This is a genomic window from Thermoanaerobacterium calidifontis, assembly GCF_055381745.1.
Window position 1 is genome coordinate 245,981 of the sequence record NZ_AP042436.1, and the last position, 21,748, is coordinate 267,728.

The following is a 21,748-nucleotide window of genomic DNA, read 5'->3' on the forward strand; positions in this document are numbered from 1 at the left end:
GATGAAAGGGTACTTGAAGCTGGAAGATGGCAGCATTTTTGAAGGCAATATTATAAGCAAGAATTTTCAAGGTTTTGGGGAAGTTGTCTTTAATACAGGCATGACAGGATATCAGGAAATCATCACTGATCCATCTTATGCGGGGCAGATCGTCGTCATGACATATCCGCTTATTGGAAATTACGGCATCAATAAGTACGACTTTCAATCAGAAAAGCCATATATTAGAGGGTATGTTGTAAGGGAGTACTGCGATATCCCCAGCAATTTTCTCTCAGACTCTTCATTGATTGATTACCTTGACAGAAATAACATACCGGTTTTGGTAGGTGTTGATACGAGGGAATTGACTAAAAAATTGAGATCAAATGGTACCATGAGAGGCATCATAACTGACGATGCCAATGCTTTAGTGCCTGATATCAAAGTGGATTTGCTTAAAGAAGTATCCACAAAAAAGCCGTATCACATACAAGGGGAAGGGCCAAAATTGGCGTTTATAGATCTTGGTACCAAAAAGAATATTTTAAACATGCTGAGAAATGTAGGATTTGATATATACGTGTTTCCTTACGATGTTTGCGCAGAAGATGTAATGGCGATTGAGCCTGAAGCCATATTTTTTTCAAATGGTCCAGGGGATCCAAAAGATGCAACTTCTGCCATAGAGCTTGCAAAGTTTTTCATAGGCAAGATACCAGTTTTAGGTATATGCTTAGGACATCAAATAATCGCTCTTGCCATGGGTTGCAATACCATAAAGATGAAATTTGGTCACAGAGGCTCAAACCAGCCTGTGAAGGACTTGATGATAGGAAAGTCATTTGTAACATCTCAAAACCATGGATATGCTGTAGAAGAAAGCTCTATAAATAGCGATGAAATAGTGATCACTCATGTAAACTTAAATGATAATACGGTGGAAGGAATAAAACATAAATACCTGCCGGTATTTTCCGTCCAATACCACCCAGAAGCGTGTCCTGGACCACATGATTCGATGTACATTTTTGATAAATTCATGGATATAACTTGTGTTTATAGGAGGAGGTCTTATCTTGCCGAAATATGAAGGAGTGAATAAGGTGCTTGTTATAGGCTCAGGGCCTATCGTAATAGGTCAAGCTGCAGAGTTTGACTATTCCGGAACACAAGCATGCAAATCATTGAAAGAAGAAGGATTAAAAGTTATCTTAGTGAATAACAATCCTGCTACAATAATGACAGATACAGAGATCGCCGATGTTGTGTATATAGAAAACCCAGAAGTCGATGTACTGGAAGCCATCATAGACAAAGAAAGGCCAGATGGGATATTAGGGACAATCGGTGGTCAGACAGGGCTTAATGTAGTTGTAAAACTTAAAGAAAGCGGAATAATCGATAAGTACAATCTAAAGGTATTGGGAACTTCTATTGAATCAATAAAAACGGCTGAAGACAGGGAATTGTTTAAAAAGAAGATGGAAGAAATAGGAGAGCCTATAGCAGAAAGCACCACTGTAAATAATGTAGATGATGCGATTAAATTTGCAGAAAAGTGTGGCTATCCACTTATAGTCAGGCCTGCCTTTACATTAGGTGGAACTGGCGGCGGCATAGCAAACAATGTAGATGAGCTTAAGGTTATAGTTGACTTAGGCTTAAAGAAAAGCATGGCACATGAGGTGTTGATAGAAAAGTCTCTTTATGGCTATAAAGAGATAGAATACGAAGTCATGAGGGACAGCAACGACAATTGCATAACAATATGCAATATGGAAAACTTTGATCCTGTTGGCGTCCACACAGGTGACAGCATCGTCGTAGCACCGTCACAGACATTGACAGATTACGAGTATCAAATGTTGAGGACTGCCAGTTTGAAAATCATAAAGGCATTGAAGATTGAAGGCGGTTGCAATGTTCAGTTTGCTCTGGACCCTAATAGCCATCAGTATTACGTTATAGAGGTAAATCCGAGGGTTAGCCGCTCAAGTGCTTTAGCGTCAAAAGCTACAGGTTATCCTATAGCCAAGATAGCTGCTAAAATAGCTGTTGGCTTTACGCTTGATGAGATAAAAAATCCTGTCACAGGAAAGACTACAGCCTTGTTTGAACCATCGCTTGACTACGTTGTTACAAAGATTCCAAGGTGGCCATTTGACAAATTTTATGAGACAGACAGAAAGATTGGCACACAGATGAAGGCTACAGGAGAGACGATGGCAATAGACAGATGTTTTGAAGCATCACTCTTAAAGGCCGTAAGGTCTTTAGAGATAAAAGCCTATGGACTTACAAATGAGAGCATAAAAAAATTAAGCGATGAGGAGATCATCGATAACATTAAAAAGCCAAATGACATGAGGCTATTTTATATAGCTGAGGCACTTCGCCGCGGTGTCACTGTGAATCATATAAATGAAATATCCAAGATAGATAAGTGGTTTATAAATAAGCTCTTAGATATAGTAAAAATGGAAAAAGAGATATTTATAAACGACTTGGCAAAAGAGGTTTTAGAAAAGGCAAAGCGAATGGGCTTTTCCGATAGAGAAATTGCCAATATCAGAGGAATAGATGAGAAAGATGTCAGGGAATTAAGGAAAAGCTACGGAATAGTGCCAGCATATAAAATGGTGGACACATGTGCGGCAGAGTTTGAATCTGTTACGCAGTATATTTATTCAACGTACGGAGAATACGATGAAGTGCCTATTCATCACGACATAAAGAAAGTCATAGTTTTAGGCTCAGGACCTATTAGAATAGGGCAGGGCGTAGAATTTGATTATTGCTCAGTAAAAGCACTTTGGGCTCTTAAAAGCAAGGGAATCAAATCAATCATAATAAATAACAATCCTGAGACGGTAAGCACAGATTTTGATACAGGCGATAGGCTGTACTTTGAACCACTGACTCTGGAAGATGTATTGAATATCATCGAAAAAGAAAAACCTCTTGGCGTTTTGGTGATGTTTGGAGGCCAAACAGCTATAAACTTGGCACAAGGACTATCTGATAATGGTGTAAATATATTGGGCACTTCATTTGAAAGCATTGATGAAAGTGAAGACAGAGAAAAGTTTTCTAAGCTTCTTAAAAAGCTAAATATAAACCAGCCCAAAGGCGGATATGCGCTATCAGTAGGTGATGCAAAAGATGTAGCGCTGACAATAGGATTCCCTCTTTTAGTAAGACCTTCATACGTAATAGGTGGCCAGTCAATGGAAAAAGTAAACACACTTCAAGAGATAATAGATTATGTTTCAAATGCCATGAAGGTATCTCCAGGGAAGCCTGTCTTGATTGATAAGTACATTGAGGGAAGAGAAGTTGAAGTAGATGCCATATCCGACGGAATTGATGTATTGATTCCTGGGATAATGGAGCATATAGAAAGAGCGGGCGTACATTCTGGTGACAGTTTTTCCATGTACCCTGCGAGAAATTTATCTGATCATGAAATATCTACAATTGTAGAGTACACAAAGAAAATATCGTGTGCCTTAAAAGTAAAAGGGCTTATCAATATTCAATTTGTAGTTAAAGATGGCATCGTCTACGTCTTGGAGGTAAATCCAAGGGCTTCAAGGACAGTACCTGTAATAAGCAAGGCAACAGGAGTCCCTATGATAGACATAGCCGTAAAAATCGCATTAGGCGACACATTAAAGAGCTTAGGCTACGAAGATGTTTTATGGCCTAAGACGACACACACAATCGTAAAGGCACCTGTATTTTCAACAGAGAAACTTACCAATGTTGAAGTGATGTTGGGACCTGAGATGAAATCTACTGGAGAAATAATGGGCATAGATTTAAGCTACGAAGGAGCTCTTTACAAGGCTATGGCAGGAGCCAACTTAGATATACCTGCCAGTGGAAGGGTTTTAATTTCCATAGCCAGTGGAAGCATAAACGATGCAATGAGTACGGTAAAAAAGTATCATGATGCTGGATATGAGCTATTTGGCACATCCGGTACAGCCAGACATTTTAATTCTGCTGGAATCAGTGTGAAACATGTGAATATAAAAGATGCCATAAGGCTATTAAAAGAAGGGTATTTTTCATTAGTCATCAATATACCAAATCATGGCAAGAAAGTAGACAATGATGGATTTATACTGAGGAGAACTGCATGTGAATACAGAGTTCCGCTGTTTACATCCCTTGATACGGCAAAGGCAGCTCTCCAAGCGGTGCAGAAGGTGAAAATAAGCGGACTTAATTATCTGTCGTTAAATGAGTATCATGAGCTGCAGTCTAAAAACTTAAAGAAATCTGCTTTATAAAATTAACTTGGAAAGGAAGATTTATATGTTAAAAGGAGAAAAAGTGGTTTTGGCGTATTCAGGCGGTTTAGATACGTCTGTCATAATACCATGGCTTAAAGAAAATTACGAATGTGAGATAATAGCTGCGTGTATAGATGTAGGACAGGGAAGCGAGCTTAGCAGCATAAAAGAAAAGGCATTATTAAGCGGCGCCAGCAAGATATACGTTGAAGATGTAAAAGATGAATTTGTGAAGGATTATATTTTTCCTACATTAAAAGCAGGAGCTGTGTATGAAGGTAAGTATCTATTAGGTACTTCATTTGCAAGGCCCCTCATTGCTAAAAAGCTTGTGGAGATAGCTCACAAGGAAGGTGCAAAGGCGATAGTGCACGGCGCTACTGGAAAAGGAAATGACCAAGTAAGGTTTGAAGTGTCAATAAAGGCCCTTGATCCATCAATAGAGATAATAGCGCCGTGGAGGATATGGGACTTTAAGTCAAGGGAACAGGAAATAGACTATGCTAAGAAAAAAGGCATTCCTGTGCCTGTAACAAAGGAAAAGATATACAGTGTTGACAACAATTTATGGCACATAAGCCATGAAGGCGGTGATTTGGAAGATCCATGGAATGAGCCTAAAAACAGCTTGTACGATATGGTAGTTCCACCGGAGGATGCGCCAGATGAGCCAGAGTACGTCGTCTTAGAGTTTGAAAAGGGGATACCTGTAAAAGTAAATGGAAAGTCATACGCAAGTCCTTCGAAGATGATAGAAGAGCTTAATTTGATTGCCGGAAGAAATGGTATAGGCATAGCTGATATTGTAGAAAATAGGCTTGTAGGCATTAAGTCTCGCGGTGTATATGAAACACCTGCAGGAACGGTTCTTTACGCAGCCCACAAGGAATTGGAGTATTTGGTTTTGGACAAAGAAACCATGAGGTTTAAAGATTTGGTGGCGCAAAAGTACGCAGATCTTGTCTACAATGGATTGTGGTTTTCACCGCTTAGAGAGTCTTTAGATGCGTTTGTTGATGTGACACAGCAGAATGTGACTGGTACTGTAAGGCTTAAACTTTACAAAGGAAACTTGATAAATGCAGGTTCAAAGTCCCCATATTCATTATACAGTGAAGAATTTGCTACATTTGGCGAAGATGAAGTTTACAATCAAAAGGATGCAGAAGGGTTCATAAACTTATTCGGATTGCCGCTTAAAATAAAAGCGCTTATGGATATAAGCAGAAAGGAAGATTTTAATGAAGCTGTGGGGCGGTAGGTTTAAAGAAGACACAGACAAACTTATGGAGGATTTTAATTCCTCCATTTCTTTCGATATACGACTTTTCAAATACGATGTAGAAGGTTCCATAGCCCATGCAAAGGGTTTAAATAAAGCGGGTGTATTAAAGGACGATGAAACAAAGCTTATTGTAGATGGGCTAAATGAGATTTTAAAGGAAACCGATACGGGTTTTATACCCAATGATGAAGATGTACACACGTACGTTGAAAGGCTTTTGACTGAAAAAATAGGCGATGTTGGTAAAAAGCTTCATACTGGAAGAAGCCGCAATGACCAAGTAGCGACAGATGTGAGGCTTTATTTAAGAGATGTTATAAATGAAATTGAAAGCAGCATTGAAACTCTAATTGATACGCTTAAAAATAAGGCTTTTGAACATAAGAATGCGATCATGCCAGGTTATACCCATTTGCAAAGGGCTCAGCCTGTCACTTTTGGGCACCATATGATGGCGTATGTGGAGATGTTTAAAAGGGATTTATCAAGGCTTAATGATATGGCAAAAAGGGTAAATGTGATGCCATTAGGATCGGGTGCATTAGCAGGTACATCGTACAATATAGATAGAATGTACGTGGCAAAGCTTCTTGGGTTTGACGATATAACTAAAAATAGCCTCGATGCAGTTAGCGATAGGGATTTTGTGATAGAGTTTTTAAGCTTTTCTTCAATTATGATGATGCACTTAAGCCGCTTTTGCGAGGAAATAGTCCTTTGGTCCAGCAAAGAATTTGACTTTATAGAGTTAGATGATAGGTATTCTACAGGAAGCAGCATGATGCCTCAGAAGAAAAATCCAGATGCTGCAGAGCTTATACGGGGTAAGACAGGGCGAGTGTATGGGAATTTAATGACTTTGCTTACAGTCATGAAGGGACTTCCATTGGCATACAACAAAGATATGCAGGAGGACAAAGAAGCGCTTTTTGATGCAATAGACACTTTGAAAATGGCAATTGCGGTTTTTAATGGCATGGTAAAAACAATGAAGGTAAAAAGTGATAACATGGCAAGTGCAGCAAAATATGGCTATATGAATGCTACAGATTTTGCTGATTATCTTGTATCTAAGGGAATTCCATTTAGAAAAGCCCACGAGATAACCGGAAAAGTCGTGTTGTACGCCATAGATAAAAATTGTGCCATAGAAGAGCTATCAATTAAAGATTTAAAATCGTTTTGCGATGTGATAGATGTAGATGTTTATAAAGCAATTGATTTGAGGAACAGCATAAAAAATAAGAAAACTATAGGATCTCCGAAACTGTTTGATGAAGAATAGTACAGTTAGACGCAAAAAAAGAGATAGGATGTTTTTCCTATCTCTTAATCATTAAATAAAAGCTTGACTACATTTATTATGTCGTCGTCTACAACTCGATAGCAGATTTCAAGTCCGTTTCGCTTTCCCTCTATTATGCCGGCAGATTTTAGCTTTGATATGTGCTGCGACACTGTTGATTGAGGTAAGTTTAAGCATTCTTGTATTGTAGTCACGTTGCACTCTCCTGATAGAAGTCCTCTTACGATGCAAAGCCTGTACGGATGCGCTATGGCTTTTAATTTTTCTGCTATCGCTTCATACTTTTTAAAATCTTTTTCGATGTCTATAGCACTGTTTTTCAGCGGAAATCCCTCCAAATTTTATATAAAGAGTGTGGTGTCTGACTGCTCTGCTGCACCTATAAATGATGCCACACCGCCTAACTCAACACCATCTATAAGTTCATCTTTAGTTATACCCATTATATCAGACGACATGTTACATGCCACAATCCTTACGCCATTTTTAAGCGCTTGCTGTATTAAATCTTCCAGCGAAGATACGTTTTTCTTGTTCATGATGTACCTTATCATTTTAGGTCCTATGCCAAACATGTTCATCTTCGAAAGCTTTAGCTTCTTGGAACCCCTTGGCATCATCATGCCAAACATCTTACTGAAGAAGTCTTTCTTGATTGACACTTTTTCTGGCTTTCTCAGTATATTAAGACCCCAGAATGTGAAGAAGAGTGTTACCTTTCTTCCCATTGCAGCAGCGCCATTTGCTATTATGAATGCTGCTATGGCTTTGTCTAAGTCTCCACTGAATACTATGATAGCCTTGTCGTTTTTATCAGAAGATGTTTTTGTTTCAACTGCTTTTGTAGCTGCATTTTTCCTTATCTCTGCTACAATGATTTTTCCTTCGTGATATAAGTTAAGAAGCGCATTTCCAGTTCTTTGGCACCATGTCTTAATGTCATTTTCAAATCCAGGATCTGAAGCCTTTATCTTTAGTATGTCTCCATCTTTTAGATTTTTTATTGCGTTGAATGTCTGCATTATAGGACCAGGACATTGAAGTCCACACGCATCAATCTCTAATGTTGCCGCTGCCACTGTGTCATCTGATTTTTTTTTATCTGTAACGCACATGCCGCACTCTGTCTGTTCATCGTCGTACCTTACTGTTATATCTGTGAAATCCGATGTTGCGGTTTCGTATATTTTATAACCGCCACTTAGATTTTTGACAGATTTAAAGCCATTTTGCATCAATATTCTACAAGCTATATATCCTCTTAAGCCTACTTGACAGTATACGTATATATCTTTGTCTTTTGGAATCTTGTGAAGATTTTCTCTTAGCTCATCTACAGGTATGTTTATAGAACCATTAATGTTTCCAAGCTGATACTCAAGATCCGTTCTTACGTCAAGTATTAAAGACTTAGACAAATCTATATCTTTAACTTCGTCCCAGTGGAATACGCTTATATCACCTTTTAATATATTAGAAGCTGCAAAACCAGCCATGTTTACAGGGTCTTTTGCTGATGAATATGGTGGAGCGTATGCCAATTCAAGTTCTTCTAAGTCGTAAACTGTCATATTGCTGCGTATTGCAGTAGCGATGACATCTATTCTCTTATCAACGCCGTCAAATCCAACTATTTGAGCGCCTAAGATTTTTCCATCATCTTTTTTGAATATGAGTTTAATGGTCATAGGCAGTGCATCAGGATAGTAGCTGGCATGTGAATTTGGATGTATTATGACTTTTTCATAATCTATCCCAGCTCTTTTTAAGATTGTTTCATTGTTTCCTGTTGCTGCCACAGTTAAGTCGAAAATTTTTGCAACAGAAGTACCTTGCGTACCATCGTATTTGCTTTTTCTTCCGCAAATATTGTCTGCAGCGATACGGCCTTGTTTGTTTGCAGGTCCGGCTAATGGTATCAAAGTATTGCTTCCGTTTATATAGTCTTTTACTTCTATAGCATCGCCTACAGCGTATATATCAGGATTTGATGTCTGCATGTATTCATTGACCTTTATGCCGCCTCTTTCGCCGATTGCGAGGCCTGCGTCTTTTGCTAATTTTGTGTCTGGCCTTACGCCTATGCCTAATACGACCATGTCAGTGATTAACGTATTGCCGCTATTCAATACGACAGTCGTTATGCCTTCTTTGTGGTGAAACTCTTTTACACCATCTTTTAATATGAGATTTACACCTTTATCTTTAAGGCGTTGATGTACAATTGCAGCCATTTCGTAATCAAGAGGTGCCATTACATGGTCAGCTAATTCTACGATTGTCACATCAAGTCCTGCTTCTTTTAAATTTTCTGCTACTTCAAGACCAATAAAGCCTCCTCCTACTACAACAGCCTTTTTAGGTTTGTTGTTGTCGACAAAGTCTTTTATCCTATAAGTATCTGGAATAGTTCTAAGCGTAAAAATATTTTTGCCATCTATGCCTGGCATTGGTGGTTTTATAGGTTCTGCGCCAGGTGATAGTATCAATTTATCGTAGCTTTCTGTATAGGTTCTGTCATTTTTTATATCATGAACGACTACGGTTTTTTCATCAGGATTTATCTTTGTGACTTCTGATAGAGTCCTTATGTCGATGCTGAAGCGCTTTGACATAGCTTCTGGTGTTTGAACGACTAATTTTTCACGTTCTTTTATGACTTCACCTATATAATACGGCAGACCACAGTTGGCATAAGATATATATTCTCCCTTTTCAAAGAGTATTATTTCAGCGTCTTCATCAAGTCTTCTCAATCTTGCCGCAGCAGATGCGCCGCCAGCAACGCCCCCGACAATTACAACTTTCATGATTCTTCCTCCTATTAAGATTATTATTATTATATCTTAATATTACAATATATTAATTTTATTGTCAATAATTTAACTAAAAATATTTTTCAATTAAAGAATTATGATAAAGCCTTATCAAATAAAGGTATAAAAAAAGCGAGATTATATCTCGCTTACTTCTTTTTCAAGAAAGTCACCAAAGCAGGTATCAGAGAAATCACGATTATGGCTATTGTGACGAATCCAAAATGTGTTTTGACAATCTCGAGGTTTCCAAAGTAGTAGCCGCCAAACGAGAACAATGCTGCCCAGATTATACCGCCTAATGCGTTGTAGGTGAGGAAGTGGATATAATTCATCTCACCTATGCCTGCCACAAACGGCACAAACGTCCTTATGATAGGTATAAATCTTCCTAATACTATTGTCATATTGCCGTATTTATCATAGAAGTTTCTGGCTTCTAAAAGGTGTTCTTTCTTTATCAATTTTAGGTTTTCAGCTTCGTATATTTTTTCGCCTATAAATTTTCCTATGTGGTAGTTTACAGTGTCACCTAATATTGCAGCCGACGCGACTACTATAAATAAGGTGAATACATTTAGCGAACCTATGGCAGCAAACGCACCTGCAGCAAATATTAGCGAGTCACCAGGCAAAAATGGCGTTATGACGATGCCTGTCTCAAAAAACAATATGAGAAATATAAGTAAATATGTGGCGGTACCATACGTTTGTATTATGGTGCCTAAATACTTGTCGAGATGAAGAACTACATCAATTCCCAATTTCAATAATGACATTAAAATCCCCATTCCTTTTTGCAAAATAGTGTACATTTATAATTATAGCATATTAAAAATTGCAATTATTACAGAATTGTAAATTTTAATCCACTTTTAATCTCTTTTTGATTTCATGTACTGAGTTAATTTTTCTTTAATGTCATTATTTTGTTCTAAAAAGTCCATAAAACGTAAGAAACAATGGAGTGTTTCTGTACTTACAGTGTGTTCTATTTTTTCTGTTTCTTCAAGAAGATTATTTTCTGCTATTCCAAGTGTTTTTAGAAGTTCTAAGATTGTATTATGCCTTTTTATAAGAGCTTCTCCGATTGATTTGCCTTCATTGCTTAAAGTTATGATGCCGTACTTTTCATAGTCTATGAGATTAAGCTCAGAAAGCTTTTGAACCATCTTTGTGGCGGATGGCGGCTGGACATTCAATGCATCTGCCAATTCATGCAGCCTTACATAGCCTGATTTGGCTGATAATCTACATATCATTTCAAGATAGTCTTCCATAGACGCTGTCAATGAGTTATTCTCTTTTTTCATGTATTCGCTAAAAGTGCGAAATTTATCCTGCAATTTATTCACCTTCTTTTTAAATGTAACGAAATACATCCGTTTAACATATTCTATGTTAGAATTTTAAATTTTAGGATTGGCTAATAATGTTGCCAATGTGAAAAAGGGTGTGACATAATATGAAAGATTTAAATAGTGTGGCTGTGGCAGATTTCGCTGAAACAAACAAAAAAGCCTCAGGAAACCTGATTGTAAAGAAGATTGCTGATTTTTTAAAGTACTTAGGTCCAGCATTTGTAGTAAGCGTTGCTTATATAGATCCTGGCAATTTTGCCACAAATATAACTGGAGGTGCTAAGTACAATTACAGCCTTTTGTGGGTCATCTTGTGGAGCAATATGATTGCAATCTTTCTCCAGTATTTATCGGCTAAATTGGGTATAGCTACTGAAAAAAATTTGTCCCAAATGTGTGGAGCTGTATTTTCAAAAAAGACTAATGTATTGCTTTTTGTCGTATCTGAGATTGCAGCTATTGCAACCACGATGGCAGAATTTTTAGGTGGTGCTGTAGGAATATACCTTCTTTTTAAGATTCCATTGGCCTATGCAGGTGTCATAACTGGAATTGTGACACTTTTCATAACGCATCTACAGAGATTTGGGCAGAAAGCGGTGGAGTCAGTCATTGAAATATTAATAGGTGTAATATGCTTAGCATACGGATTCGAAATTTTTTTAGCAAAGCCAGAATGGCTGAAGGTTGGACTTAGCACTTTGACTCCAACGATTGCAAATAGAGATGCTTTGTATATAGCAGTTGGTATGCTGGGAGCTACAGTAATGCCACATGTCATATTTTTGCATTCTCAATTAGTTCAAAGTAGAAACAAGGGTTTAAGCTTAAAAGAGAAAAAGCACCATTTATGGATGGAAAGGCTGGACATTGTGATAGCCATGAATATCGCTTTTATTGTCAATGCGGCTATGGTAATTGTGTCAGCGGCAGTTTTCTTTAAAAATGGTATTAATGTTGATTCTATAGAAGATGCTCATAGATCATTAGAACCTCTTTTGGGTTCTTTTTCAGGTATAGCTTTTGCATTGGCCCTTTTATCATCGGGATTTTCGTCGTCTGCAGTTGGGACTATGGCAGGGGAGACAGTTATGGATGGATTTTTAAATAAAACTTTTCCACCGCTTTTAAAAAGGCTTATTACGATAATACCGTCAATGGCAGTCCTTTTCTTGGGTGTAAATCCAATGAATGCTCTTATTTTAAGCCAAGTCGTTTTAAGCTTTGCCCTTCCATTTGCTATAATACCACTGCTTTTAATAACTTCTAAAAGAGAATACATGGGTGAATTTGTAAACAATTTGGCTGCTACAATTGCAGGATGGGGAATTTCGATTTTTATAATACTTTTAAACGGAATACTTTTGTATACAACCTTTCAAGGAATGTTGTGAACAAAACAAAAAGATGTCCTCATTAGGACATCTTTTATGCATAAACAAATGCAAAAATAGGAGGAGTAAAGTTTAAATCTCTGCAGTCCACAAGCCGTGCAAATTGCAATATGCCCAAGCTTGAATCTTTGCTGCATCTGTCTTGAATGTTGCTTCAGGTTTATCTCCTGGTTTTAACATCTTCCTCATGTAAATTCCGTCGGCTAAAATTGAAATCCACTCTATGTAGTGTTTTTCCTCCATAGGATGTTCTACGCTGCCAACTTTTACTGTTACTGTGTCACCGTCTTTTAATATCACAGGAACGTGTTTTTCTTTGCTGGCATCAACTGTATTTACTATTTGCTCTTCCATCGGCTTTTCACAGCATGTCAATGTTCCATCACCAGCGTTTAAAACTTCTACAACATTTCCGCACTCCTTGCATTTGTAAACTCCAAATAAATTTGCCATAAGAAAACCTCCTTTTAATTTAAAGATAATTTATTTCTTTTGATAAAAATTATCTTTTGTAAATATTATACACCTCATATAAATTAAAATCAAGTAGTATTATGATAATATATTTTTGATAAAAATATGCTAATATATTGTATGAAAGCTTTGATGTTTTTGGAATACATGTTAAGAAGGTGAAAAAGATGAGCTACAGGATAGAACACGATATTTTAGGATATATGGAAGTGCCTAATGATGCTTATTATGGCATTCACAGTTTAAGAGCTCATGAAAATTTCAATTTGTCAGGTCAACCAATTCATAGAGAGCTTATAATAGCACTGGCGCAAGTAAAAAAGGCGGCTGCTATAGCTAATAGAAACATAAAATTGCTTGATAAAAAAATTGCAGATGCTATAATTATTGCATGTGATGAAATAATCGAAGGTAAATTTCACGACCAATTCATTGTTGATGCACTTCAGGGTGGAGCAGGTACATCTGCAAATATGAATATGAATGAAGTCATAGCAAACAGGGCGATAGAGCTGCTTGGCGGCGAAAAAGGAAATTATGATTTAGTAAGTCCTGTTGATCATGTAAACTTAAGCCAATCCACAAACGATGTTTTTCCTACTGCTGTAAGAATAGCAGCTATTAAACTTTTAAAGCCTTTAAGTGAGAGTTTTGCTAATCTACAAGTAGCACTTCAAGAAAAGGAAGACGAGTTTAAAGACGTAATTAAGATGGGTAGGACGGAACTGCAGGATGCTGTGCCTGTGATGCTGGGTCAGGAGTTTGGAGCATATGCACAGGCAATCGCAAGGGATAGGTGGAGGATATACAAGGTGGAGGAAAGGCTAAGGCAGGTGAATATAGGTGGGACTGCTGTCGGCACAGGGTTAAATGCTGACATAAGGTATATCTACAGCGTCATTGAGATTTTAAGAGACATAACAGGAATTGGACTTGCCAGAGCTGAGTACATGATGGATCCTACTCAAAATAACGATGTTTTTGTGGAAGTATCAGGTATGTTGAAAGCTGCAGCTACAAATCTTATCAAGATATCTAATGATATTAGGCTTATGTCATCAGGTCCAAGATGTGGACTTATGGAGATAACCATACCGGAAGTACAAGCTGGTTCGTCTATAATGCCGGGCAAGATAAATCCAGTAATACCTGAGGCAGTAAAACAGGCAGCATATCAAGTATTGTCCTGCGATTATGCTATAACATTAGGAGCGCAATCTGGGGAATTTGAGCTTAATTTCACATTGCCGCTTATTGCCTATAATCTTTTCAATGAGATTGATCTTCTTAAAAATGCAGTAGACATGTTTATATATAAATGCATAAAAGGAATAAAGGCAAATCGACATCACCTTGAAGAGATGGTGGAAAAGAGCCTATCTTATGCGATTGTGTTAAGCCCTCATTTGGGATATGAAAAAGCATCTATGATAGCAAAAGAGGCTAAAGAAGAAGGAAAGACGATAAGAGAGGTTGCCAAAAAATATTTAAAAGAAGAACAGCTTGACGCCATACTTAATGAATACGAAATGACAAAACCTGGCATACCGGGTTTAAAAAGATTGAGAGGGGAAAATAGATGAATACAACGCCAAATGCATCGAGATTGCACATATCAATATTTGGCAGAAGAAACGCAGGAAAATCAAGCATAATAAATGCACTTACTAATCAAAACATCGCTATTGTCTCCGATGTAGCAGGTACTACAACAGACCCTGTGCAGAAGGCGATGGAGATACTGCCGATAGGCCCTGTAGTGATAACAGATACTGCAGGACTTGACGATACAGGAGAACTGGGTGAACTAAGGGTCAAAAAAACGTATGAAGTGCTAAATAGGACGGATCTTGCTTTGCTTGTGATAGATGGCATGGTGGGGCCGTCAGAGTTTGAGGAGGAAATTTTAGAGAAGATCAGAGAAAAAAACATTCCGGTTGTAGGTGTTTTAAACAAGGCGGATTTAGCTCAATTTCATTTCAATCAAAAAGCTGATTGGGAAAAGAAGTTGAAATTAGAGCTTGTTGAGACGTCTGCCAATAACGGTTATGGCATAGAAGAGCTTAAAAGGCAAATAATAAAAAAGGCTCCATACGATGATAAAGAGCTTTCTTTGGTGTCTGATCTGATAAATCCTGGTGATTTCGTGGTGCTGGTAGTGCCGATAGATAAGGCTGCACCTAAGGGAAGGCTTATACTGCCGCAGCAACAGGTGATAAGAGATGTGATTGAAAGTGATGCTATCGCTATTGTCACAAAGGAATACGAGCTGAAAGAGACGTTGGAGAATTTAGGGAAGAAACCGGCATTAGTTATCACTGATTCGCAGGTTTTCTCAAAAGTAAGTGCAGATACACCTCGGGACATACCTTTAACATCTTTTTCAATTCTTTTTGCAAGGTACAAAGGCGACCTTGACGAATTGACAAAAGGGCTTAAAGCATTAGAAAGACTTAAACCCGGTGACAAGGTTCTTATAGCCGAAGGATGTACACACCACAGGCAATCTGATGATATAGGGAAAGTAAAAATACCCAGGTGGATACGCCAAATTGTAGGCGGTGATATTCAATTTGATTTTTCCAGTGGAATGACGTTTCCAGACAATCTGGAGCAGTACAAGCTTATTGTTCATTGCGGTGGGTGTATGCTTAACAAGAGAGAAATGATGTACAGAATATCCTATGCAAAAGGCAAAGAAATTCCGATTGTAAATTATGGGCTTTTAATTGCGTACGTGCAAGGGATTTTGCCGCGGGCAATTGAGATGTTTCCGTCTGCGAAGCTTATATATGACGAGGACCAGCAATATTGAAGCTGGTCCTTTTTTACTCGTCTTCTACAATGTCTAAAGAAAAGCTCTTTTTGTACTTGAATAATACTACATACAGTATATATGCGATGCCTATAATACCACTTATTATAAATGTCATGTGTGCGCCAACTTTTTCGGCAAGACTTCCTGCGTAAAGGGCACCTATAGGCGTGACGCCTCCAAACACTAAAGAGTATACGCTCATGACTCTCCCTCTAAATCTGTTGCTGGAGTTAAGCTGTACGGTGGTGTTTGCCGATGCAGAGAAAGTAATCATAGAAAATCCAGATAAAGCGAGGAGAATCGTTGTAAGCCAATAGTAGCTTTGGAAACCGATTAAGATTTGGAAGACACACAATCCCACTCCACCTAATATGAGATAGAAAGGTTTCGCACCTTTCTTGCTTAATGATGCCAGTATTAGAGCACCTATTAATGCGCCAACGCCCATAGATGACATGAGAAAGCCGTATCCCGTGGAATTTTGATTTAAGATGTTTTTTGCAAACACAGGCACTAAAACATTGAAATTTATGGCGAACGTGCTTAAAACCGCCATCATAAGTATAGTAGCGAATATTATCGGAGTATTTTTGATGTAGAGAAGCCCTTCTTTTATATCTGATATCACATCTTCCCTTTTTAACATTGCTCTTGATTTGCTTACTTTCACATCAATAAGGATTAAACCAGTGATTACTGCAATAAAGCTTAATGCGTTGAGGTAAAAGCACAGTGCATAACCTAAAAGGCCTATAAGTACGCCTGCTATGCCAGGTCCTATGATTCTGGCTGCATTGAATATGGAAGAATTAAGTGATATTGCATTCATCAAGTCTTCTTTGCCAACTAAATCGATTATAAATGATTGCCTTGCAGGATTGTCGATGGTGTTTATGAAACCGACGATGGTTGCTAAAACGAGTATTTCCCAGTAGTTTATTATGTTTAATGCAGTTAGCGTTGCAAGAGCCAAAGCTGTCACCATCAGGCTTGTCTGAGTAAATATAAGGATCTTTCTCTTTGGAAACCTATCTATTACGACACCAGCAAACAGAGATAAAAAAAGCATAGGCAGAAATTGAAGGGCGCTTACAACACCCAACAAGAATGCAGAATTGGTTAATTTAAGGACTAGCCAATCTTGACCAATATTTTGCATCCATGTGCCTATGAGGGATATCATTTGTCCAAACCAAAACAATCTGAAATTTCTATGCCTTAATGCAGGAAAAACACTGTCAGTCAGTTTATCAAGAAAAATATAGAATGAGTTCAATTAAAATGCCTCCTATTTGTAATAGTCACATAAAAGTTCAATGGATTTATTGAAATTTTCACTGGCTAAATCAGGCTTGCCAATTGATATATACAGGTTGCCTAAAGCTTTGTAAGCATCTGAAAGTTCCTTTTTAAGCCCCAGCTTTTTTAATATTTCCAATGATTTATTCAGTTCTGATGCAGATTGTTTAAAATCCTTAAGTTTTAAATGTATAGTGCCCAGCAAAGTGTACAACCTGCCAATCTCTTCTTCCGCATTTAACTCTTTCAATATATTCATAGATGAATTTATGTGTTCAAGAGCTTTATCATAATTTTCTAAGTAAAATTCTATTCTGCCTAATTCAGTCAGATTACATGCCATGCCTGTTTTGTTGCCTAAATCTTTGTACATAGAGTAGCTTTTGAGGAAATATCTTTTTGCTATATTGTATTTCCTAAGATCTGTATAGACAAATCCCAATAAGTTGTATTCGCTGGCAATGTCGCCTTTTATGTTTAATGCCTTACTTATTACTAAAGACTTTCTTATGTAATTTAGTGCATCGTTGTATTCTTTTAATTTGTAATTTATAAGTCCAAGACCATTGTTGCACTTTGCAATGTAGTTAATAGTGTTTGTCATCGTGGCATAGTTTAAACAATTTAAATAGTAATCCCTCGATTTTATGAGTTCTCCTAGCTTGTTGTAAAGATCGCCCATGCTATAAAGCATCTTACATTTAAGTTCATAATTAATTATACTGCTTTTTTCGAATTCGTCGATAGCTTTCAAATAAAAAGTCAGCGCAGCATCAGGATTTTGCAATTTTTCATGACACAAACCTATGTTGTAGTATATTTCAACGAGAATTTCGTGTAAAGAATTTTGAGAAAAGTAAGTCAAACACCTATTGAATGAATCTAAAGCAGACTTGTAATCTTCAATTTTTGTGTACGTCCTGCCTAAATAAAAGCTTATTATATTTAAAGTGTATTCATCTACATTAAGCTCTAAAGCTTTTTGATAATAAGATATGGCATCGGCTAAATTTCCACTGTCAAGCGACTTTCTTCCTTCTATCACTAATTTCAATACTTTTTTGTAAGTATTTATCTCATCTATAAGTTCTGCTTTGTCTTTGTAATCGTCATCAAGAAAGTACACCAGCGGTTTGTTCAATTTCTTTGCAATAAAATCTAAAGCCTTTAGCGAAGGATTTATCTTCCCCTTTTCTATCAAACTTATATAGCCTTTTGAAAATTCATCACCCGAAATATCACCCTGTTTTAAAAGGAGTTTTTTTCTTTCATCTCTGATTTTCTTCCCTAATTTAACTACATCCATCAGAAATTGGCCTCCCTCCCCCTTTTTATTATAAAATATATTATAATTTAACTAGTTGAAATTTTCAATCGCTTTTATTTGTGCTATTAATATATTTTAAGCAAAGTGAAATTTTTGCTGGTTTAATATTGTAGAAATTTGTTTTTTTGTGTGAATTCAATGGTATAATATTAATTAAATAGTCGGAGGTGTAAAAATGGGCAAATTAACCATAGTAGGGCTTGGACCTGGCGGGTTTGAACACATGACAATTGAAACTATTGAAAAGATGAAGAATGCAGACAAGTTGTATTTAAGGACGGAAAAGCACCCTGTTGTAAAATATTTAATGGATATGGGATTGTCTTTTGAAACTTTCGATAAAATTTATGAAACGGGCTCGACATTTGAGGAAGTTTATGATAATATTACTCGGGAAATAGTAGAAATTGCCGAAAAATACGATAATGTAGTCTATGCTGTTCCAGGCAATCCTTTAGTTGCGGAAAAAACTGTTGAGTATCTGTTAAAGTTTTTAAATGACAGTGACGATATAAAAGTAGAAGTTGTTCCTGCTATGAGCTTTGTCGATGTTGTCGTGAATGAATTAAAAATAGATCCTATTTATGGATTGAAAATCATCGATGGACTGTCTCTTGATAGTATAAAACCTGACAAAAGGTGCAATAATTTAGTAACACAGGTTTACAATAAAAGGGTAGCTTCAGAAGTAAAGCTTAAGCTTATGGACATTTACGGCGATGAATTTTTGGTGACGGTTGTAAAAAGTGCTGGTGTAAAAGGTGAACAGCGAATCGAAACCATGCCTTTGTATGAAATTGACATGATAGATTGGATCGATTACCTTACATCTATATTTATACCGCCTGTCGAAGGCACTTTTAAAGCAAGGTACGATGTAGATGACTTGCTGGACATAATGGCAAAGCTCAGAGGTGAGAGTGGATGTCCTTGGGATAAAGAGCAGGATCACAGCACATTAAAAAGATATTTGATTGAAGAATGCTATGAAGTAATCGATGCAATAGAGAACAATTCAGACGAAAGTTTATTGGAAGAGCTTGGAGACGTTTTGCTGCAGGTGGTTTTTCACTCTCAAATAGCTGATGAGAGAAAGGCATTCAACTTTCATGATGTATGTGATGCCGAGTGCAAAAAGATGATTTACAGGCACCCTCATGTGTTTGGAGTGGAGGAAATAGCTACTTCAGCAGATGTTCTAAAAAGGTGGGATGAGATAAAGAAAGATGAAAAAGGCTATAAATCCCACACAAATGAGTTAAAAAGTGTTCCAAGGTCTATGCCAGCATTGATTAGGGGTTATAAAGTGCAAGAAAAAGCGGCAAAAGTAGGCTTTGACTGGGACAATGTAGACGACGCAATGGCAAAAGTCTATGAAGAATTAAATGAATTTAAGGAGGTGTATAAAGGGGAAGACGAAAATGATAAAGTAGAAGAATTAGGTGATTTGATTTTTGCTGTCGTAAATGTTGCTAGATTTTTGAAAATAGACCCCGAAATTGCTGTTCATAAGACCATTGAAAAATTCATCCAGAGGTTCAATTACATAGAAAATGCAGCAGAGAAATCTGGACATAAATTGGAAGACATGACATTATCTGAGATGGATAGCCTCTGGAATGAGGCAAAAATGAATAAATTTAATAAAAAAGCACAAAAATAAGCTTAAACTAGCAGGATTTTTAAGATTTGTGAAGAATAAATAAGTGTAGTATAAATTACTAAGGAGGTATTATGGTGAATAAGGCAGATCTTGTTACTAAGATTGCAGAAAAAAGTGAGTTAACAAAAAAGGATGCAGAAAAGGCATTAAATGCATTTGTTGATGCAGTTCAAGAAGCTTTAAAACAAGGAGACAAAGTTCAATTAGTAGGTTTTGGAACATTCGAAGTAAGGGAAAGAGCAGAAAGAAAGGGCAGAAATCCACAGACAAAAGAGGAAATTACGATTCCTGCTTCAAAAGCACCAGTATTTAAAGCAGGAAAGGCATTAAAAGATTTAGTAAATGCATAAGATCAGGTCGTATGACCTGATTGTTTTTTTGGAGGACGATGGACATGCGGCTTGATAAGTTTTTGAAAGTGTCCAGGCTTATAAAAAGAAGGACAGTGGCAAAAGAAGCTTGTGACAAGGGAATGGTATTTGTAAATGGAAAAGTGGCAAAAGCAGGCGATATTTTAAAAGTAGGAGATATTGTAGAGATTAATTTTGGAAATAGAGTAATAAAAGCAGAAGTTTTAGATATAAAAGATCATGCCCTTAAAGATGACGCTGATAAAATGTACAGGCTACTATAAAAAGAATTAAATACGACAATCCTTCCCATACTAAGATAAGGAGTGAATTTTGAATGGGAGGGATTTTTTATGAATAAGACAAAGTGGATCTTAATTTTTCTTATCTTTATGTTGGTTTCTACGTCATGTGGCACTCCAGCCAAAAAGCCTATGCAGCCAACAAAGGAGAAAACAATGATTCCAAAGATACCTGATAAAATAAGCCGTGGATATAATAAAGAGCCTGTCTTGAAAGTCTACATTACACAGACGGGGAAAATAGAGACAATGCCTTTGGAACAATATGTCATGGGGACAGTCGCAGGTGAGATAAAAAACAATTGGCCTATGGAGGCTTTAAAGGCACAAGCAATATTGGCGAGAAGCTATGTTTTAAATTTTGTCGATAATGAAAAATCAAAATACACAAACGCTGATATATCAACCGATTTCGAAGAAGCACAAGCGTGGAATCCATCAAATATCAATTCGAATATAAAGAAAGCAGTAAATGATACGAGAGGATTAGTAGCCGTATACGATGGAAAATACATCGAAGCATGGTTTCATTCAGATGCCGCAGGTAGAACGGCATTGGCTAAAGAAGGGCTTAATTATAAAAAAAGTGAACCGCCGTATACAGAAAGTGTAAAATCAGATGACATTAAAGTAGCTCCTCCTAATATAAGAAATTGGTCATATACTTTTACAAAACAGGAAGTTTTAAGTGCTTTAAACAAGATGGGCATAGAAATAAGCGATTTTAAAACAGTGAAGATAGGAGCAAAAGGAATATCTGGCAGGACGGTACTTCTGAACTTTGATAAAATACCTGTAAATGCGCCAGATTTCAGGATTGCCATTGGAAGTGAAAAGATGAAGTCTACAATGTTAGACAGCGTCAAATACGATGGAAATAATCTTACAATAAAGGGCAGGGGATTTGGGCACGGTGTCGGCATGTCTCAATGGGGTGCATATCAGATGGCTAAAAATGGAGCTAAAGCCAGTGACATAATAATGCATTATTTCAAAAATATAAATATTGTGAAACTCTGGGATTAAAGAGAGCCAAAAGCTCTCTTTTTTTGTTCTAAAAAATTGATGTG

18 protein-coding genes are annotated in these 21,748 nt (G+C 37.1%); 11 read left to right on the top strand and 7 right to left on the bottom strand.

Translation table 11 applies throughout. The features are described 5' to 3' along the window. Nucleotide 1: 1 nt before the first annotated feature. The 4 genes from carA to argH are packed head-to-tail and all read left to right on the top strand — an operon-like array spanning nucleotide 2 to nucleotide 6,853. Entirely contained in the window at nucleotides 2–1,072 is a 1,071-nt protein-coding gene (carA, locus tag ACZ42G_RS01285; RefSeq protein WP_464851094.1) for a glutamine-hydrolyzing carbamoyl-phosphate synthase small subunit, read from the top strand. After that, the gene (gene carB / locus ACZ42G_RS01290) at nucleotides 1,059–4,280 is read left to right on the top strand and encodes a carbamoyl-phosphate synthase large subunit (RefSeq protein ID WP_464851096.1); all 3,222 of its coding nucleotides are present in this window, start codon (nucleotides 1,059–1,061) and stop codon (nucleotides 4,278–4,280) included. The genes carA and carB overlap by 14 nt, the downstream gene beginning before the upstream one ends. A 25-nt stretch (nucleotides 4,281–4,305) precedes the next feature. Next, nucleotides 4,306–5,544 carry an argininosuccinate synthase gene (locus ACZ42G_RS01295; RefSeq protein ID WP_464851097.1) on the top strand — a complete coding sequence of 413 codons (1,239 nt, stop codon included), beginning with the start codon at nucleotides 4,306–4,308 and terminating at the stop codon, nucleotides 5,542–5,544. Beyond that, on the top strand, nucleotides 5,525–6,853 hold the full coding sequence (argH, locus tag ACZ42G_RS01300) for an argininosuccinate lyase (protein ID WP_464851099.1): 1,329 nt from the start codon (nucleotides 5,525–5,527) through the stop codon (nucleotides 6,851–6,853). The genes ACZ42G_RS01295 and argH overlap by 20 nt, the downstream gene beginning before the upstream one ends. Before the next feature lie 44 nt (nucleotides 6,854–6,897). On the opposite strand, the gene ACZ42G_RS01305 is transcribed toward argH, so the two are convergent. The 4 genes from ACZ42G_RS01305 to ACZ42G_RS01320 all read right to left on the bottom strand — a co-directional run bounded on the left by ACZ42G_RS01305 (nucleotide 6,898) and on the right by ACZ42G_RS01320 (nucleotide 11,036). Further along, the gene (locus tag ACZ42G_RS01305; protein ID WP_085112404.1) at nucleotides 6,898–7,212 is read right to left on the bottom strand and encodes an ArsR/SmtB family transcription factor; all 315 of its coding nucleotides are present in this window, start codon (nucleotides 7,210–7,212) and stop codon (nucleotides 6,898–6,900) included. 3 nt (nucleotides 7,213–7,215) lie between these two features. Then, entirely contained in the window at nucleotides 7,216–9,684 is a 2,469-nt protein-coding gene (locus tag ACZ42G_RS01310; protein WP_464851100.1) for a CoA-disulfide reductase, read from the bottom strand. Between the two features lie 155 nt (nucleotides 9,685–9,839). Further along, nucleotides 9,840–10,469, bottom strand: coding sequence for a VTT domain-containing protein (locus ACZ42G_RS01315; protein WP_085112402.1), 630 nt, complete (start codon nucleotides 10,467–10,469; stop codon nucleotides 9,840–9,842). A 96-nt stretch (nucleotides 10,470–10,565) separates the two neighbouring features. Then, entirely contained in the window at nucleotides 10,566–11,036 is a 471-nt protein-coding gene (locus tag ACZ42G_RS01320; protein ID WP_206199026.1) for a metal-dependent transcriptional regulator, read from the bottom strand. Nucleotides 11,037–11,155: 119 nt separating this feature from the next. Between ACZ42G_RS01320 and ACZ42G_RS01325 the strand changes: the two genes are divergently transcribed. After that, nucleotides 11,156–12,445 (top strand): Nramp family divalent metal transporter, encoded by a 1,290-nt coding sequence (locus tag ACZ42G_RS01325; RefSeq protein ID WP_464851102.1) that lies wholly within the window; start codon nucleotides 11,156–11,158, stop codon nucleotides 12,443–12,445. A 72-nt stretch (nucleotides 12,446–12,517) separates the two neighbouring features. Here the strand turns inward: ACZ42G_RS01325 and ACZ42G_RS01330 are convergent, their stop codons facing one another. Further along, complete coding sequence (locus tag ACZ42G_RS01330) at nucleotides 12,518–12,898, bottom strand: desulfoferrodoxin (protein ID WP_085112399.1); 381 nt, start codon at nucleotides 12,896–12,898, stop codon at nucleotides 12,518–12,520. Between the two features lie 188 nt (nucleotides 12,899–13,086). Here ACZ42G_RS01330 and ACZ42G_RS01335 point away from each other — a divergent pair, with 188 nt between their 5' ends. Both ACZ42G_RS01335 and hydF read left to right on the top strand, forming a co-directional pair. Further along, complete coding sequence (locus tag ACZ42G_RS01335) at nucleotides 13,087–14,502, top strand: aspartate ammonia-lyase (RefSeq protein ID WP_464851103.1); 1,416 nt, start codon at nucleotides 13,087–13,089, stop codon at nucleotides 14,500–14,502. Then, nucleotides 14,499–15,734: a [FeFe] hydrogenase H-cluster maturation GTPase HydF gene (hydF, locus tag ACZ42G_RS01340; RefSeq protein ID WP_464851104.1), complete on the top strand. Its 1,236-nt coding sequence runs from the start codon at nucleotides 14,499–14,501 to the stop codon at nucleotides 15,732–15,734. Before ACZ42G_RS01335 ends, hydF begins: the two co-directional genes overlap by 4 nt. Before the next feature lie 13 nt (nucleotides 15,735–15,747). Here hydF and ACZ42G_RS01345 read toward each other — a convergent pair whose 3' ends face one another. Together ACZ42G_RS01345 and ACZ42G_RS01350 are read right to left on the bottom strand one after the other, a co-directional pair. Then, on the bottom strand, nucleotides 15,748–17,013 hold the full coding sequence (locus tag ACZ42G_RS01345; RefSeq protein ID WP_274893856.1) for an MFS transporter: 1,266 nt from the start codon (nucleotides 17,011–17,013) through the stop codon (nucleotides 15,748–15,750). Nucleotides 17,014–17,025: 12 nt separating this feature from the next. Beyond that, nucleotides 17,026–18,342 carry a tetratricopeptide repeat protein gene (locus tag ACZ42G_RS01350; protein ID WP_464851105.1) on the bottom strand — a complete coding sequence of 439 codons (1,317 nt, stop codon included), beginning with the start codon at nucleotides 18,340–18,342 and terminating at the stop codon, nucleotides 17,026–17,028. Nucleotides 18,343–18,538: 196 nt separating this feature from the next. On the opposite strand from ACZ42G_RS01350, the gene yabN reads away from it, so the two are divergent. The 4 genes from yabN to ACZ42G_RS01370 all read left to right on the top strand — a co-directional run bounded on the left by yabN (nucleotide 18,539) and on the right by ACZ42G_RS01370 (nucleotide 21,704). Beyond that, the gene (gene yabN / locus ACZ42G_RS01355) at nucleotides 18,539–20,026 is read left to right on the top strand and encodes a bifunctional methyltransferase/pyrophosphohydrolase YabN (protein WP_085112394.1); all 1,488 of its coding nucleotides are present in this window, start codon (nucleotides 18,539–18,541) and stop codon (nucleotides 20,024–20,026) included. Nucleotides 20,027–20,100: 74 nt separating this feature from the next. Next, entirely contained in the window at nucleotides 20,101–20,376 is a 276-nt protein-coding gene (locus tag ACZ42G_RS01360) for an HU family DNA-binding protein (protein WP_013296814.1), read from the top strand. 44 nt (nucleotides 20,377–20,420) lie between these two features. Beyond that, a complete protein-coding gene (locus tag ACZ42G_RS01365) occupies nucleotides 20,421–20,660 on the top strand; it encodes an RNA-binding S4 domain-containing protein (RefSeq protein ID WP_274893858.1) in 240 nt (79 codons plus the stop codon). Nucleotides 20,661–20,729: 69 nt separating this feature from the next. Then, nucleotides 20,730–21,704, top strand: coding sequence for a SpoIID/LytB domain-containing protein (locus ACZ42G_RS01370; RefSeq protein ID WP_464851106.1), 975 nt, complete (start codon nucleotides 20,730–20,732; stop codon nucleotides 21,702–21,704). Nucleotides 21,705–21,748: the final 44 nt, after the last annotated feature.

Coding starts and splice junctions, on each gene's coding strand:
- carA (WP_464851094.1), top strand. CDS start 2: ATGAAAGGGTACTTGAAGCTGGAAGATGGCAGCATTTTTGAAGGCAAT.
- ACZ42G_RS01295 (WP_464851097.1), top strand. CDS start 4,306: ATGTTAAAAGGAGAAAAAGTGGTTTTGGCGTATTCAGGCGGTTTAGAT.
- argH (WP_464851099.1), top strand. CDS start 5,525: ATGAAGCTGTGGGGCGGTAGGTTTAAAGAAGACACAGACAAACTTATG.
- ACZ42G_RS01310 (WP_464851100.1), bottom strand. CDS start 9,684: ATGAAAGTTGTAATTGTCGGGGGCGTTGCTGGCGGCGCATCTGCTGCG.
- ACZ42G_RS01315 (WP_085112402.1), bottom strand. CDS start 10,469: ATGTCATTATTGAAATTGGGAATTGATGTAGTTCTTCATCTCGACAAG.
- ACZ42G_RS01325 (WP_464851102.1), top strand. CDS start 11,156: ATGAAAGATTTAAATAGTGTGGCTGTGGCAGATTTCGCTGAAACAAAC.
- ACZ42G_RS01330 (WP_085112399.1), bottom strand. CDS start 12,898: ATGGCAAATTTATTTGGAGTTTACAAATGCAAGGAGTGCGGAAATGTT.
- ACZ42G_RS01335 (WP_464851103.1), top strand. CDS start 13,087: ATGAGCTACAGGATAGAACACGATATTTTAGGATATATGGAAGTGCCT.
- hydF (WP_464851104.1), top strand. CDS start 14,499: ATGAATACAACGCCAAATGCATCGAGATTGCACATATCAATATTTGGC.
- ACZ42G_RS01350 (WP_464851105.1), bottom strand. CDS start 18,342: ATGGATGTAGTTAAATTAGGGAAGAAAATCAGAGATGAAAGAAAAAAA.
- yabN (WP_085112394.1), top strand. CDS start 18,539: ATGGGCAAATTAACCATAGTAGGGCTTGGACCTGGCGGGTTTGAACAC.
- ACZ42G_RS01365 (WP_274893858.1), top strand. CDS start 20,421: ATGCGGCTTGATAAGTTTTTGAAAGTGTCCAGGCTTATAAAAAGAAGG.
- ACZ42G_RS01370 (WP_464851106.1), top strand. CDS start 20,730: ATGAATAAGACAAAGTGGATCTTAATTTTTCTTATCTTTATGTTGGTT.